17 protein-coding genes and 1 riboswitch are annotated in these 15,209 nt (G+C 54.9%); of the genes, 10 read left to right on the forward strand and 7 right to left on the reverse strand.

Going from position 1 to position 15,209, the window contains the following annotated elements; genetic code table 11:
* Positions 1-56: 56 nt before the first annotated feature.
* The 5 genes from AC27KL_RS07570 to AC27KL_RS07590 all read right to left on the reverse strand — a co-directional run bounded on the left by AC27KL_RS07570 (position 57) and on the right by AC27KL_RS07590 (position 3,688).
* A complete protein-coding gene (locus tag AC27KL_RS07570) occupies positions 57-383 on the reverse strand; it encodes an SPW repeat protein (RefSeq protein WP_036711775.1) in 327 nt (108 codons plus the stop codon).
* A 15-nt stretch (positions 384-398) separates the two neighbouring features.
* Entirely contained in the window at positions 399-764 is a 366-nt protein-coding gene (locus AC27KL_RS07575) for a hypothetical protein (protein WP_487169334.1), read from the reverse strand.
* Positions 765-1,226: 462 nt separating this feature from the next.
* On the reverse strand, positions 1,227-1,820 hold the full coding sequence (locus AC27KL_RS07580) for a hypothetical protein (RefSeq protein ID WP_339321404.1): 594 nt from the start codon (positions 1,818-1,820) through the stop codon (positions 1,227-1,229).
* A 197-nt stretch (positions 1,821-2,017) separates the two neighbouring features.
* Entirely contained in the window at positions 2,018-2,866 is an 849-nt protein-coding gene (locus tag AC27KL_RS07585) for an alpha/beta hydrolase family protein (RefSeq protein WP_487169335.1), read from the reverse strand.
* A 72-nt stretch (positions 2,867-2,938) separates the two neighbouring features.
* The gene (locus AC27KL_RS07590) at positions 2,939-3,688 is read right to left on the reverse strand and encodes a YwqG family protein (RefSeq protein WP_487169336.1); all 750 of its coding nucleotides are present in this window, start codon (positions 3,686-3,688) and stop codon (positions 2,939-2,941) included.
* 297 nt (positions 3,689-3,985) lie between these two features.
* Positions 3,986-4,075: riboswitch (cyclic di-GMP riboswitch) on the forward strand.
* Positions 4,076-4,261: 186 nt separating this feature from the next.
* Between AC27KL_RS07590 and AC27KL_RS07595 the strand changes: the two genes are divergently transcribed.
* From AC27KL_RS07595 to coaD, 4 genes are all read left to right on the forward strand, one after another.
* Positions 4,262-5,017: a GTP cyclohydrolase II gene (locus AC27KL_RS07595; RefSeq protein WP_339325192.1), complete on the forward strand. Its 756-nt coding sequence runs from the start codon at positions 4,262-4,264 to the stop codon at positions 5,015-5,017.
* A gap of 11 nt (positions 5,018-5,028) precedes the next feature.
* On the forward strand, positions 5,029-6,126 hold the full coding sequence (ribD, locus tag AC27KL_RS07600) for a bifunctional diaminohydroxyphosphoribosylaminopyrimidine deaminase/5-amino-6-(5-phosphoribosylamino)uracil reductase RibD (protein WP_487169337.1): 1,098 nt from the start codon (positions 5,029-5,031) through the stop codon (positions 6,124-6,126).
* A gap of 516 nt (positions 6,127-6,642) precedes the next feature.
* Positions 6,643-7,257, forward strand: a complete 615-nt coding sequence (gene rsmD / locus AC27KL_RS07605) for a 16S rRNA (guanine(966)-N(2))-methyltransferase RsmD (RefSeq protein WP_487169338.1) — start codon at positions 6,643-6,645, stop codon at positions 7,255-7,257.
* A complete protein-coding gene (coaD, locus tag AC27KL_RS07610; RefSeq protein WP_036714462.1) occupies positions 7,241-7,735 on the forward strand; it encodes a pantetheine-phosphate adenylyltransferase in 495 nt (164 codons plus the stop codon). Before rsmD ends, coaD begins: the two co-directional genes overlap by 17 nt.
* Here the strand turns inward: coaD and AC27KL_RS07615 are convergent.
* Positions 7,732-8,949: a nucleoside recognition domain-containing protein gene (locus tag AC27KL_RS07615; RefSeq protein ID WP_487169339.1), complete on the reverse strand. Its 1,218-nt coding sequence runs from the start codon at positions 8,947-8,949 to the stop codon at positions 7,732-7,734. The two genes, coaD and AC27KL_RS07615, sit on opposite strands and share 4 nt — an antisense overlap.
* Before the next feature lie 101 nt (positions 8,950-9,050).
* Between AC27KL_RS07615 and AC27KL_RS07620 the strand changes: the two genes are divergently transcribed.
* Positions 9,051-10,091, forward strand: a complete 1,041-nt coding sequence (locus AC27KL_RS07620; RefSeq protein WP_445164813.1) for a SepM family pheromone-processing serine protease — start codon at positions 9,051-9,053, stop codon at positions 10,089-10,091.
* Here the strand turns inward: AC27KL_RS07620 and AC27KL_RS07625 are convergent.
* Positions 10,088-11,350, reverse strand: a complete 1,263-nt coding sequence (locus tag AC27KL_RS07625) for a nucleotidyltransferase (RefSeq protein ID WP_487169340.1) — start codon at positions 11,348-11,350, stop codon at positions 10,088-10,090. The genes AC27KL_RS07620 and AC27KL_RS07625 overlap by 4 nt on opposite strands.
* A 203-nt stretch (positions 11,351-11,553) precedes the next feature.
* Here AC27KL_RS07625 and AC27KL_RS07630 point away from each other — a divergent pair, with 203 nt between their 5' ends.
* The 5 genes from AC27KL_RS07630 to AC27KL_RS07650 all read left to right on the forward strand — a co-directional run bounded on the left by AC27KL_RS07630 (position 11,554) and on the right by AC27KL_RS07650 (position 15,073).
* A complete protein-coding gene (locus AC27KL_RS07630; RefSeq protein WP_339321358.1) occupies positions 11,554-12,063 on the forward strand; it encodes a YceD family protein in 510 nt (169 codons plus the stop codon).
* 59 nt (positions 12,064-12,122) lie between these two features.
* Positions 12,123-12,296 (forward strand): 50S ribosomal protein L32, encoded by a 174-nt coding sequence (rpmF, locus tag AC27KL_RS07635; RefSeq protein ID WP_036645943.1) that lies wholly within the window; start codon positions 12,123-12,125, stop codon positions 12,294-12,296.
* 200 nt (positions 12,297-12,496) lie between these two features.
* Positions 12,497-13,075, forward strand: a complete 579-nt coding sequence (gene fapR, locus AC27KL_RS07640; protein WP_036714465.1) for a transcription factor FapR — start codon at positions 12,497-12,499, stop codon at positions 13,073-13,075.
* A 1-nt stretch (position 13,076) separates the two neighbouring features.
* Complete coding sequence (plsX, locus tag AC27KL_RS07645; protein WP_487169341.1) at positions 13,077-14,087, forward strand: phosphate acyltransferase PlsX; 1,011 nt, start codon at positions 13,077-13,079, stop codon at positions 14,085-14,087.
* Positions 14,084-15,073 carry a beta-ketoacyl-ACP synthase III gene (locus tag AC27KL_RS07650; RefSeq protein ID WP_339321356.1) on the forward strand — a complete coding sequence of 330 codons (990 nt, stop codon included), beginning with the start codon at positions 14,084-14,086 and terminating at the stop codon, positions 15,071-15,073. The genes plsX and AC27KL_RS07650 overlap by 4 nt, the downstream gene beginning before the upstream one ends.
* Positions 15,074-15,209 lie beyond the last annotated feature (136 nt).

Genomic DNA, 15,209 nt, shown 5'->3' on the forward strand with positions numbered 1-15,209 from the left:
GGACGCCCCTGTTGGCCTAACGACGTAACTTTAAGCCTGCAACGCTGGACCTGCCGTCAATCCTTGGCAGACAGGGTGATCAAATTGAGAAGAACAGTTACCGCTCCCAAAATGATGCTGCTCCACATGACATTGGACTCGACGGTGTAAACAAACGGAAAAACGATAAACCAAACGCCGGCAAGCAGGGAAATCCAGTTTTGCCAGGAGCCCCATCCGGACCCGGAAAAAGCCCACAAGGAAGCGATCAATTGAACGGCCCCGACAATGACACTCGTCCATAACGCTCCTTTGTCATCGGAATAACCCGCAATCCACGGCGCAATGATAAACCAGATCCCGATGAGGGCCACAATGGTATTATCGACGCTTCTTAGCTTCATCCAACACACCTCCGTTTATAATCGATGCCAACACGAGGGTACGTAAAAATCATATGCAGCAAAAAAGCGATCATTACAAAAGATGTAACGAAAGTCATGGCCGCGCGAAAAATTTTGGCGTTCCCGCTCGATAAACCGCGATTCGGCCGGATCCGCTCCCGCCGGAGGAGAAGGGATTTGCGGATCAAGGGAGGCGGCTCCAGCCGCCTTCCTTCCTTTGGACTTATGATTTGGCGCGCCGCCCTCCGCCTTTCGACGTCCCGCCGCGATGGCCGCCGCCGTATCCCCCATGACCGCCGTATCCGGGAGAGCCGTGATGTCCTGGGGAGCCATGATGTCCGGGAGAACCATGATACCCTGGATAACCGTGATAGCCGCCATAGTAAAACCACCATGGGAACGAGTAGGGATAAGGGTAGGGGTAATAGGGGTACGGATACGGGTAAGGATATGGATAATAGGAAGAGGATGGAGCGTAAGGGGTGTAAGACACATGCATTCCTCCTGTAAGTTTGCGATTTATTACAGCCTATGCATGGTCTGGAACCCGTGATCATCGCCCGGAAAAAATGGGCGCAGGCGGAGGTTGGCGCGGTCTGTCTGCCGGAGGGACTAACGTTTTAGCTGATTTTATTTCAATTTAATGATCGCATAAGGTTGTTTTCATGTTTCAGGACGCGCCATTCTGTATATTTATATATATAACCCCCCTTTGATATATAGTTCGGATTGGGCCCTGACGATGCGGATCGCCGGGGCCGCTTTTTTTGTGATCGACAGGCCGTTTGTCCGCAGCGAAAAAACGGATATGCCCCAGGGCATATCCGTTTTCCGTTTCGAACCTTATTTCAGGTAAGCTCTCGTTTTTAACCGGTCTTTGTGAAGAAGCGACTTATATAGTTGAGGGTGAATTTTGTACCAGCTTGCGTGCCTGAAAACCAGGGCGTAATCGTTCACCGGGGTTGTAAAGGCGTCCTGCCCTTTTTGCAAATCCTCGCGGTTGATCGCGAGGCAAACCGTTTCCTTGGTAACGTTTTTGCCGTTTGCGGGCTCCGGATTTCCGTACAAGCAGACCTCAACCGTTCCGATGCCTTTGTTCTCGAGCAAGATGCCGCTGTATGAAATCAGCGTAGCCGCCGCATCGCTCATCAATCGGTCCGGATCCGGCGATTCATGTTTGAAGTCGACCGTGACCGTCTTGTTGTTGGCTCCCTGGAGCTGGATGTCTTTGATTTGCGCCGCCGGGATGGCGCCTTCGTCTAAGGGCTTTTCAAGGACAAGCTTGATGTTCTCGCGGGTGACTTCAGCTTGGGACCAGACATCCTTTTTTTGTGCGACGCCAACCTTGGCCGGCTCGGAGTTCCTTGAACAGGAAGCCAGCAGGAAGCACGCCGCCATCATCATGCATACAACCTTAAAAGGCGATCTGGGCTTCAACTTCATCCCCCTTTCTCTAAAGCATGATACAAATGAAGTCTATCAGAACCTTGACGAGAATGGAATAGAATCCCCATTTATGACAATGATGACAAAAAGACGTTACAATTCTTTAATCTGCTTCGGGTCCGCTTTCGTCGTTCAAGCATGGAACATGCCGGGCCGCGTCGAAGTTTGCGCCGACGGTGCGGCACGGTTCACGTCCGGGTTTGGTGCTTCCGGATCCAGTCGAACATCCGGTTGATCGCGTGCATGTGCATTTCGTAAGGCATGTGATGGCCGTATCCTTCGTACCAATGCAGCTCGGCGTCTTTGCCCAGGGCCTGAAGCCGTTCGTACATCCGGATGCCGTGCCCGGGGTCCACCTGTTGATCTTCGCTTCCGTGAACGATGAGGACCGGGCAGCGGATGCGCTCTGCCATGTGGAGGGGGGAGCGTGCTTCGTAAGCCGAGGGAATTTTGCGCGGATGGCCGACGACCCGTTTTAACATCCTCCGCAAATCCACCCGCTCCTCGTACGTTTGGGCGAGATCCGAGACGCCGCCCCAGAGGACGAGCTGCGAGATGAAATCCGTGTCCGCAGCCGCGGACGCGGCGTTTACGGAGCCCCGGGAAAAACCCATGGCCGCTATCCGTGTCGGATCGACGAACGGAAGTTCGGCAAGGAGCCGGCACGCCGCAGGAACGTCCTCCAGGTCGGCGCCGCCGAATTCATCCCGCCCTTCGCCGCCTTGCGTCCCCCGGTAAACCGGGGCGAAAACGATAAAACCGCTTTGTGAAAAACGCTCGAGCCATTCGGTTTTGACCTGCCCGACCCGGCCGATGCCGCCGCGGCAATAAACAAGAACGGGCCATTTCCGTTCATGGATATCCAGCCGCTCTCGCTTGGCGTTGTTCGCGATGACGGTCATGGGAAGCCGCTTCCCGTCGTATATTTTCCGGACATGCGCTTCCAGCGTTTCCGGTTCGATTTTGTATCCATACGGAAGGGAGAGATAACCCTTTACCTTATATTCGCCGGAGCGGTATGTCATATGAATCATCATGGAGATCAGCTGCCTTTTCGTTTGCTTGTCCTTATTGCTGCATGTTCGGATTTCAAGTGCGGCCACCAAAGACTACAGGCAGTCCCAGGTATAATACACGTTCGAAAAATCCAATCGGGCCAGATCCTCGCGGCGGATAAAAAAATTGCCGACGCCGGAATCCCCCCAAGAGACATAGTACTGCTGGTCGTCCCCTTCGATGTCCAACTGAAGAAGAAGCTCCCAATCCCCTTCCGGCCTGGGATCTTCCTGCGCAAAGTAAGGGTACCCTCCGATGCGCGACCCGCTGGAATCCGCCAAATCCCAATATTTCGAGTAGGCGGTTTTGTCCCGGTCGAACGAGGGCAGATCCACCTTTTCGGAAGTCCGATCCACTAGCGGGATGTACTGCTTCTCAAGGTTTCCGGTCAGCTTGTAAGGCCCCCCCAAAACCGGACTGTACAAGTCGGGATCTTCCGGGCGGTAAGGATCGATTTCCTCCGTTTGGGCCGCTTCTTCGGCATGAAGGATGCGGTAGGATTGATCAAAAAGACCGAACGTATCGTCCTGCTTCACAAAAAAACTCGTCAATCCGCGGGTAGGGAACCCTTCCAGAGGCGGCATTTGCGCCCAATTGATTTGGGCGACGAAGAGGTAGTCGTTTCCGTCTTCAGCCCGGGGCCATGCGGATTGGGGCGGAAGCCAAGGCGTTCCTCCCACCTTGCTGTCGGTCATCCGTACGGTTTCTTTCGTGAGTTTCAGCTTCACCGACGGTTTGGCCGTTTTTTCGAGGTATTCCAAAAATTCCGGGGTCCACCCGTTGTTGCCGTCAAGAAATTGCATCTTGATTTTCCCCCTCGGTTCAATAATCATGTATCATTTTTTTCTCGCATGAGGAAACCAAACCTACGAGTATTTTAGCCGAGCGGCAGCATGGCCGCAAACGGGCGGCCGATGCGTATCCGGAACATGAATTACCCGGTTGCCGCTTCAATCTTTTCGTTGCATTTATTAAATTTGTCATTTATATTCATAGTGTAGTTACATAAAAAACGAATATTTTCCTTTTTTCTCAAAATCACAGGTTTTTCCTTCCGCTTTTCCTGCAAGAATCGCGGAAGTTCTATATGATACGACATCGTACGATAATGGCAAACCCACTGAAAAGTGGCGACGCAAAGCTACAGGGGCTAAGGCGGATCCCATCCGCTATGCCAGCCAGTTACCGAATACGACGGAGGCCTCCGTCTATTTCTTCACGCGCATAGACGGGGGCTTTTTGTGTTTTCTATTAAAGTACGGTGTTTCTTATCAGTTCTACATAAAGGGGGGGGGAGCAGTTCTCGTTAAGGTGTTGTCGTAGCCGGTGTCAGTCAGCAAGCCTCAAAACGAACGATAATACAAAGGAGATGGATGATTGTGATTCCAAACCAGGTTAGTCGATTATTGAAGGACAAAATAACGCTTGTTAAACTGCCAGAAGGTCCCGATCTCGCGCTTGTCGGTCCTGTCCGGCTCCCGGTACAATTGGAGGAGCGGGAGGTTACATTCAACTGGTATACTTGGTTAAAAACGGAGAGCGCTTCATTTCAGGTGGAAGATGTTCTCGATACCCTGCCGTTTGCAGATCTTGCCTCATACCAGCAATCATCCGTGCTTGTTTACGGTGATTTTGCCAACGCGGAGCATGCGTTGATTCGGATGCACAGCATTTGCCATACCGGGGACATCTTTGGAAGCAAACGATGCGATTGCGGGTACCAGCTGCGCCGATCCATGAACATGATCGTCGACAACGGCAGCGGGGCTCTCTTTTATTTGGCCAATCACGAAGGACGCGGAATCGGGCTTTTCTCCAAATCGTTGGCTTATCTGCTGCAGGAAGAGGGATACGATACGGTAGAAGCCAATCACGCTTTGGGCTTTCCGGATGATCTGCGGTCCTATGACGAGGCGATACAGGTTCTTCAGGCATTGCGGCAGAAACCGGTAAGCCTCATTACGAACAATCCGCGCAAATTGCAATCATTGCGGGAAAAAGGGCTTGCATCCGATCATCACGTATCGATTTGGGGCGATGTATCGAAACATAATACCCGATATTTGGCAACGAAAATCGAAAAATCGGGCCATATTTACAATCCCCTGAGCGAAACCGTCAAGCTCGGCTAAGGAGGCCCCGCATGAACCCGGATCAACATTATATGAAGCTGGCGCTGGACCTGGCGGCCACCGCAAGCGGAAAAACGAACCCCAATCCCGTCGTCGGCGCGATCATTGTGAAGGACGGACAAGTTGTCGGCGTGGGCTTTCACCGAAAAGCCGGAGAACCCCATGCGGAGGTCCATGCGTTCCGTATGGCGGAAGGACATACCAACGGTGCAACTCTTTACGTGACTCTTGAGCCCTGCTCCCATTACGGAAAAACGCCTCCATGCGCAGAGCTGGTTGCCAGCTCCGGAGTAACGCGCGTTGTGGTGGCTATGCAGGATCCGAATCCGATGGTCGCCGGACGGGGGATTCAACTGCTCCGAGATAAAGGGATTGAAGTCGAAGTGGGCGTGTTGGAAGCGGAAGCCAAAAGACTTAACGAACGATTCGTCCATAATATGACCAAACGTCGGCCGTTCATAATTTCCAAGGTCGCCATGACGCTGGACGGGAAGTTAGCTGCATCTTCGGGCCATTCGAAGTGGGTTACGGGCGAGGAAGCGCGCCAGGAGGTGCATCGGCTGCGAAATGAAGTCGATGCCATCTTGGTCGGCATCAACACGGTGCTGGCTGATAATCCCCGCCTGACTACCAGACTGCCGGAAAAGGGGAAAAACCCTGTACGGATCATCCTGGATTCCAATTTGCGGTTGCCCGAGGATGCCCATATAACCGACTGCACGGCGGCCAAGACCTGGATCGCCACGAAGGAGGATGCGGATCCGGAGAAAGTCAACAGGCTGAAGCAAAAAGGGCTGGAGATTCTTTTCGTTCCTTCGACCCGGCTCGGGCTTGACCTCCGGCGATTATCGGAAATGTTATACGAAAAGGGAATTACCGACCTGCTTGTCGAGGGCGGCAGCGAAGTCAACGCCTCATTCCTTCGCGCCAACCTCATTGACAAATGGTTGATTTATATCGCACCCAAAGTTTTGGGAGGACGCGGTTCCCTCACGCCATACGGCGGTCCGGATTTGGAAACGATGGATGAAGCGTTGAACGTGCGGATTCACTCCGTCCGGCAAATCGAAGAAGATCTTTGCATCACGGCGTATCCGAAGTACGGCTGATGTATGGAGGTCCAGGTCTCCGAACGGGTATTGGCGCTAGCGCCCCCCTTTTTTTAGGCTAGGATTTTTAATATTCAATAAATTTACTTACAATGACAATGACGAGCCGCCATGGCCGTCATTTTTTTTCTCTTCGGAATGAACGGCGGTGAGGGGGATTAAGCGGAAAATGGATCAAGACCGGAAAAATGAAGATGATCATTGCGGAAGGAACAACAACAATTTAAAAGGTGTTTTAGACATAAAATCGGGCGCCCCTTTCGGGACGCCCTTTCATGGGAGAGGAGAAACCGGACGAAGAGCTTATGGGGAAACGTAAGCTTTCCGCGGTTGTCTACGACATTCATTGATGTCGATAGTTAAAGCATTCCCCGTAATCCCCGGTTTATACATCCCTTGCCAAAAAAAATTGTCCGAGGTCTTCGTTTTTCAAATTTGGGGTGATTATGGTACGATATCGTCAGAAATGAGCAGCATTAGACAAATATTCTGATTGACGAAAATGGGTGAAGCAACATGAGAGTAGTATCGGGAAGCGCCAAAGGAAGACCGCTGAAGGCGGTTCCGGGCATGGGGACGCGTCCGACGACGGATAAGGTGAAGGAAGCGATTTTCAGCATGATCGGTCCTTTTTTTGACGGGGGAGTCGCCCTCGATTTGTTTGCGGGAACGGGGGGACTGGCCATCGAAGCGCTCAGCAGGGGCATGGAAAAGGCGATTTTTATCGACATGGACCAAAAAAGCATCGAAACGGTCCGCGCCAACCTGAAGGCGACGAAGCTGGAGGGGCAGGCCGAGGTCTACCGAAATGAGGCGGAACGCGCGCTTAAAGTGCTTGAAAAGCGGGGAGTCGTGCTGGACGTCGTGTTTTTGGACCCGCCGTACCGGATGAAAAACGGGGACAAGCTCATGGAAACGATGCATGAAAAAAACATGCTGGCAAGCGGGGCGACGATCGTTCTCGAGCATGAATCGGGTTACGAATACCCGGCAGAGTTCGGTCCGTTCGCCTGCGTCCGGCATGCGACATACGGGGAAACGGCAGTTTCCATTTACAAATACGACGGAAATAAAGCGGCCTCGCCCGAGAGCGAAGCCGCTAAGGAGGCCGAGCATGGGTTCGACGAATAAACGTATCGCAGTATATCCCGGAAGCTTCGATCCGGTGACGATGGGGCATCTGGACATTATTCAGCGCGCGGCAAGGCAATTTGACGAGCTGGTCGTGGCCGTGCTGATCAACCGGAGCAAGCAGCCGCTGTTTTCGATTGAAGAACGGATGGATTTGATCCGGCGGGTTACTACGCATCTACCCAATGTGCAGGTAGACAGCTTCCAGGACTTGACGGCCAATTACGTGCGCCTGCGGAATGCGCAGGCCATCGTGCGCGGGGTGCGCTCCGTGACGGATTTCGAATACGAGCTTCAAATGGCGTCCGCCAACCATAAGCTGAATCCGGATGCCGAAACGGTCTTCATGATGACGAATCCGAAATATTCCTATTTAAGCTCGAGCATCGTCAAAGAAATCGCCGCCTATCACGGGGACGTGAAGGATCTGGTTCCGCCCGAGGTGGAGGAAGCGCTAAAGCGGAAGCAGCGCGGTTAACCCGTATGTTTGCGGGAAGGTTGAAGCAGCTTGAACAACAGCGAGCAGGCGATCATCGCCGCCAGCAGCGCCCCTTGCCACTGCAGCAACTGCGGCACGGCTTTCCATAGGGAAAAATAGGCGCTCCAATCGGACGAGATCGCTTCGCTGCCAAGGAATGCGTGATCCGCGTTTTTCGGGAAATAGCGGACGAGCGGCCAAACGAGCCAAGCAGCCGCAAAAGCAAGCGCGCCGTGCAGCAAGCGGACAAGCGCAAAGGGAAACCAGCGCATGCCGGCTTTTCTCAGCACCGACATCGACTGCAGCAGGGCGCTGATGCCGCTGAAGCCAAGCAGGGCGGATATGACGGACCACTGCAGCCGTTCGGCGGCGAAAGCGGCCGTGCTCGCATCGTTCGTGCCGAGATGGACCTCGAACGCTCCGGACAGCCAATAAGATGGAAGGCCGGGAGGGAGTAACCGGCCGGCGATTTGGATGACGACCGCAAAAATAATGATATACCCGCCGACCATCATCAAGGTTTGAACGGCATTCGTCACCGAATCGCCCAGCAGCCTGCCGAATCCGCGGCCGTCTTTGGCATGGGCCGCTTTGGCGGCGTACAGGGAGCGGCGCAGCATGGAAGGTTTGTTTTTGCCGTCGTCCGGCTTTTCTGCAGCCTGCAAAGCGGCGTCTTTACCTGTGCCTCTGCGGCCGATCAGGAGATAGGCGAGCAGTCCGGCGAGCCAATGGACGACCAGCACGACATATCCTGCCGCAGGTTCATGCATCAGCCCGGTCGCGATGACGACCAGAATCAGCATCGGATTGCAAAAATGGGAAAGGGCGGCCAATTTGCCGGCATCCGGACCGCTGAGATCTCCTTGGTCGTACAGCTGTTTGGCGGCCTGGGCGCCTCCCGGAAAACCGGTGGTCATGCCCATGGCAAGAACCCACCCGCCGACGCCGGGAAGCTTGAACAGCCGTTTCATCAACGGCTCGAGCCATGTGCCCAAAGCGTGAATAAAACCGTAAGCAGTCAATATTTCAGACAAAACGAGAAAAGGGAGCAGCGCCGGGAAAACGATCTGCCACCATAATTTGAGACCCTGCAGGGAGGCCTGAAAGGCCGGCGATGGGGAACTGACGATGGCAGCCACCAGCGCAAGCGCCCCCGCGCCGAGCGCCAGCGTGGCGGCAGCGGGAGTGAAGCGGAGAGGGGCCTTTTTTTTCATGATTTTCACCTCTTCTGAGTAAACATAGCTAGTACCCAATCTATGCGGGTAAGACAACCATAAGACCAGGGGAGCAGGATGGAATGAGAGAAGCGAATAACATGCAGCGCACGAAAAAGCGGGAAGCGTCCCGTCTGATCCTCTATATTTTTGCGGTGGCCCTGCTGGTTTACGTCACGGTATACATGCCGACGCCGTACATCATTTATCAGCCGGGAAGCGCAGATGAGGTCAAGCCGATGCTTGCCGTGCAAAAAGGGGATCCCGACGAAAAAGGGGCTTTCATGATGACGACGGTGTCGGCGAGTTATGCCAACCTTGTCATGTTGGTGGTTTCCGCGTTTAACCCGAATGCGGAAATCGACAAAAAGGAGGCAAGGCTGGGCGACCGGAGCGAAGACGAATATGCCGCCGAGCAGGTGTATTTGATGAGCGATTCGCAATCTTCGGCGATGGAAGCGGCGTACCACGAAGCGAACGTCCCGTACAGCATCGTTCCGCAGTATTTGTTTATTTTTTCGACGCCGGAAGGGGACGAAGCCCGGAAACATTTCAAGCCGGGCGACCGCCTTTCCGAAGTCGACGGGAAGCCGGTGACCGACAATGCGACATTGACCAACCTGCTGAAAACGAAAAAGGTAGGCGACCAGGTCACGGTCAAATTGATTCGGGACGGCAAAACGCTGGAGGAAAAAGTGAAGCTGATCGAACTCAAGGACAAGGACACGAACCGGACCCGCCCGGGGCTCGGCGTAACGATCGCGACCATGCAAAAAGTCGTCTCCAAAGACCCGGGGCTCCAGGTGAATTTCCAAAATACCCGCGTCGGGGGACCGTCCGCCGGACTGATGTTCACGATGGAAATCTACAACCAGCTGACGGACGGCGATTTGACCAAAGGTTACCAGGTTGCCGGGACGGGGACGATCGACAAGGAAGGGAACGTAGGCCCGATCGGAGGCGTGCAGCATAAAATCGTCGCGGCCGACCGGAAACACGCGGAAATCTTCTTCGTTCCGAAGGACAATTACGCGGAAGCCAAAGCGAAAGCGGACAAAATAAAAACCGGCATGAAGCTTGTGCCGGTAGAGAAGCTGGAGGATGCCATCGCTTACATGGAGAACCTCCGGGTTAAATCTTAAGGCAATGCGCCCGTTTCATTCCCGGGCGTATAACGGATCGGCGCCTCCAGATAATCCCTGAACATGCTTTGCGTATCTGGATGCGGGAAGGCGTTGGCGTAGGCCGCAGAGGCGCGGAGATCGAGCGTGAGCTGAGGGTGCTCGAACGAAGACGGCTTGACGATGACCGGAAGGGCGGCCGTCTTCTTCATTTGCTTCAGCAGCCGCTGCCCCTTGCCGTTAAAGCCGAGCACGCGCAAATACCCCGGTCCCTTGGCCAGCGCCTCGGGCGACATCTCCCGCTTCGTGTGGCGCAGCAAGATCTGGGCGAGCATCCGCTGCAGCTTCGTATGCGTGTACCGTTTCGTTTTGAGCGCTTTCAGCAGCTCGTCCACGTCCGGCTCTTTCAGGCTAAAGACGGCCCTGCGCAGACGGTGCTCCAGCCCTTCCGTGACCTCGTGATACTCGGCGAGGTTTTCCGGGGAGCTGGTGAGGAGGATATGCATGAGCGCCCCGCGGAAGGAATTCCAGGTGACGGGACCCCGGCCTTCGCGGAATTCCCGGTCGAGAATGCGAAACGTGGTTTCGGGCACGTAGGGCCGGACCGCGCCCACTCCCTGCTCGAGGATCATCTTCCGCACGGCCGTCGCGCTGGCGATGGCCGCGTGGGAGGGCTGCTGATCGTGGTAATCGGCATGGATCCTCGGGATGGTGAGCGGCCGGATGGGGCTGTCCAGGCGGTTCAGCGCGATGAGATAATGCAGCCCGAGCGTATGGTTCGGCTGCTGGATGATCCGGAGAACGTCGCTTTTCTCCCGCGGGAGTCCCGCGGCCTCGGCGGCCGCCCTGCTGTAGGCGGCAGGATAATTCATTCCCTCCCCTAGATGGCATGCGATCCGCTCCCGAAGCTCTTGGCTTTCTTCCGACAACGCGCGGGCGAGGGGGAGCAGCAGATCGAGGGAGCCGCTTTCCGTCCCGAAGCAGAGGCTGTCCACGACACCCGTGGCATGAAGGAGGGAAACGGCGCCGTAAGCGAACCATTCCGCCGGCTGCACCGCATAGGCGGCAGGCAGCTCGATGACGAGATCGGCCCCCATGGCCAGCGCCATCTCGGCGCGGGCGAATTTGCTGACGATTCCCGGTTCGCCGCGCTGAAGGAAGGGGCCGCTCAGCACCGCGACGGCATGTTCCGCGCCGGAAAGCCTCTTCGCTTCGTTGTAATGATGGACATGACCGTTATGCAACGGGTTGTATTCGACGATGATTCCGACGGCAGTCAAGGCGATTTCAACTCCATCCGCGTGGTTAGATTTTTATTCAATATAACATAAAAGCCTGCCAACCCTGCAACAATAACCGTGATGGAGCCGTTCTGGATTTGGCGTTTGACCGCAACGCCAAAAAAAGCAAAGTAAAGGTCAAACTATTGACAAAGCTTCGAAGATATCGGTATAATAATTTTTGTTTGTTTGGAGTGATGTTCATGCACTTTCAATTTAGAAAAATGGCAGCCGGCAGTGAGCCGCTGCAGGTCCGACAGCAAGTGGATGTAAGCCGTTTAGTTCAAGGACTTGGCGATATAAGAGCGCCCCGGCCGCTTTTGGCGGAGCTGGAGGCCACTTATGTCGGACAGGATGCGGTGGATGTGCAAGGAAAGCTTACGATCGAGCTGGACATGGCATGCTCCCGCTGCTTGAAACCCGTGCATCAGCATCTGAACATTCCATTCCACGAGCGGTTCAAGCTTATGAAGTCGACTGAAGAGATTCAGGATGAAGATGACGATACCATTTACGTGGACGATGACACGGTGGATCTTGTTCCGTACGTGGAGGAATCATTCGTGCTTCATATTCCGATGACCGCAGTTTGCAAAGAAGATTGCAAGGGCCTGTGCCCGAATTGCGGAACGGACTTGAATGAAGGAACCTGCGACTGCGATACGGAAGCGGTCGATCCGCGGCTTGCGGCGCTAAAAGATTTTTTCAAATGAGTATGCAAGCATTACCGGAGGCTGTGGCCCCCGGTTGATTGAAATAAGGAGGTGGGAACATGGCAGTACCTCAACGGAGAACGTCCAAAACACGTCGTGACAAACGTCGTACTCACTTTAAACTGGCAGTGCCAGGCATGGTGAAATGTGAACAATGCGGAGAATTGAAGCTTGCTCACCACGTATGCAAAGTGTGCGGAACGTATAAATCTAGAGAAATCATTTCGCAGTAATGCGGCAAATCAAGTAGTACTTCATCTATGGTGAGGTGCTATTTTTTTTGTCTCCTCTTCCTTTTTGGCTTGCCATGCTATATACTGTTTTAGTACCAGGTTCTAAAACGATCGGACGAATTTGATACGGAATTCGTTTTTATAACAGGAGTTAACGCCGGATTTTACAAGATGCTAAGGAGGTGCCTCTGATCGAACGGTTGCCCAAGAAACAGCGACATCAGCAGTTATTGAAAATCATTGAAGAAAACCCGTTTGTGACGGACCGCGAATTGACCCGCGAGCTGAAGGTCAGCATCCAAACGATCCGCCTCGACCGAATGGAGCTCGGCATCCCCGAACTGAGGGAGCGCATGAAGCAGATGGCCGAGCATTCCTACGACCAGGTGCGTTCGCTTCCGCTGGATGAGGTTGTCGGCGATGTTGTGGATCTGCAGCTGGACAAGAGCGGCATCTCCATATTCGAAATCCGGGAAGAGCATGTCTTTTCACGGACGCATATTGCCCGCGGACATTACGTCTTCGCCCAGGCGAACTCATTGGCGGTAGCCCTGATCAACGACGAAATCGCGCTGACGGCCTCGGCGGACATTCGCTTTTTGCGGCAGGTGCATTTAGGCGAGAAGTGCATCGCCAAAGCTTACGTCAGATCGATGAACGGACACAGGGGAAAAGCCAAGGTCGAAGTGTTTACCTACGTCGGCGAAGAAATGGTGTTCCAAGGCAATTTCGTCATTTATCGCTCAACAGGGGAAGATCATATTGAAGGAGGAATGTAGTATGCGGATCGCCATTGACGCCATGGGAGGCGACAACGCTCCCGAATGCAACGTCGAAGGAGCTTTGGCCGCTGCTGCCGAATGGAAAGATACGGAAATCGTATTGGTGGGGGACGAATCGAAAATTCAAGCGCTGCTTCATAAAAACGGCGGCCAGCCCCCTTCCAATCTGGGCGTCCGCCATGCGGGCGAAGTGATCGGTCCGGAGGATGAGCCGGTTAAAGCGGTTCGGCGCAAAAAGGATGCTTCCATGGTCGTGGCCGGACGCATGCTCAAGGAAAAAGAAGCCGACGCGATGATTTCGGCCGGCAACACCGGCGCTCTGATGACGACGGGGCTTCTGATCGTCGGAAGGATGGAAGGCATCGAGCGGCCGGCCCTCGCGCCGATGATACCGACGCTGGACGGAGCCGGCGTCCTGGCGCTGGATTTGGGCGCCAATATGGATGCGAAGCCCGAGCATCTCGCGCAATACGCGCTGATGGGGAGCCTGTACAGGCAGAAGGTGATGGGCGTCGAACGGCCGCGCGTCGGTCTTCTGAACGTCGGCACCGAACCCGGCAAGGGGAACGAGCTGACGAAGCAGACGTTTCCGCTGCTGGAGCAGATGCCGATCCATTTCGTCGGCAACGTGGAGGCCCGCGACATCATGATGGGCACCTGCGACGTTCTCGTTTGCGACGGCTTTGCGGGCAACATTTTGCTTAAGGCCGTCGAAGGCACGGCGGGAGCGATGTTCAAACTGCTGAAGGAACAGTTCACGGCCAACCTCAAAAGCAAGCTGGGAGCCGCACTCCTCATGCCCCAAATGCGCGGGCTGAAGGAAAAGCTGGACTACAAGGAACATGGCGGCGCTCCGCTGCTCGGCTTGAGCGGGTTGATCGTGAAAAGCCACGGCTCGGCCGACGGAAACGCGATCAAAAATGCGGTCCGCCAAGCCCGGATTGCCATTCAGAACAAGCTGGTAGAAAGCATTTCAAACGAAATTAGCGGGAAGAGAGTGACGATATGAACACATTGCGGCCAGTAGGTATCATCGGCACGGGAAAGTACGTGCCCGAGAAGATTTTGACAAACGCCGACCTGGAAAAAATGGTGGACACCAACGACGAATGGATCGTATCCCGCACGGGGATCCGCGAGCGCCATATCGCGGCCGAAGACCAGGCGACGTCCGATCTTTGTTATGAAGCGGCGGTAAAAGCGCTGGAGTCTGCCGGAATGACGGCGGATCAGCTGGACCTGATCATCGTGGCGACGATCACGCCGGATACGTTCTTCCCGTCCACGGCGTGCGTTTTGCAGGATAAGCTTGGAGCGAAAAAGGCAGCCGCCTTCGATTTGTCCGCAGCCTGCTCCGGGTTCGTGTACGGGCTGGCGACGGCCAGCAATTTCATCGGCACGGGCATGTACAACAACGCCCTCGTCATCGGCGCGGACTGCCTCTCCCGGATCACCGACTATACGGATCGCAACACATGCGTCCTGTTCGGCGACGGGGCGGGCGCCGTCATTCTCGGCGAAGTTCCCGCGGGCCGCGGGTTCCAATCCTTCGACCTGGGCGCCGAAGGAGCCGGAGGCACCTTGCTTAAGCTGGAAGCGGGCGGTTCCCGATTGCCGGCATCGGTCGAAACGTTGGAAGGCAAAAAGCATTATATCTACATGAACGGCCGGGAAGTCTTCAAGTTTGCCGTCCGCGTCATGAACACCGCTACCGAGGACGTGCTGAAAAAAGCGGGCAAAACGAAAGAGGATATCGACCTGTTCGTGCCTCACCAGGCCAACATCCGCATCATCCAATCCGCGATGGAGCGCCTGGAGCTTTCGGAGGACAAGGTCGTCATTAACGTGGATAAATACGCGAACACTTCGGCGGCGTCGATTCCGCTCGCGCTCGTCGAAGCGGCAGAGCAGGGCCGGATGAAGGAAGGCGACTGCGTGCTGATGGTCGGTTTCGGGGGCGGCCTCACTTGGGGAGCTTCCGTTCTGATATGGTAATCGCCCTTGCAACGATTTAGGGGACGCCGGATGATCACGCGACCCCGTTTCATTACGTAGGCCGAAGCTGCCGCCGGCCGTTGCTTTAAGGGAAAACGCGGCCGGCGCCCGCAAGGCAACACAAGTTAGTGGGAGG

The sequence above is a fragment of the Paenibacillus sp. YAE3 genome, assembly GCF_057546105.1.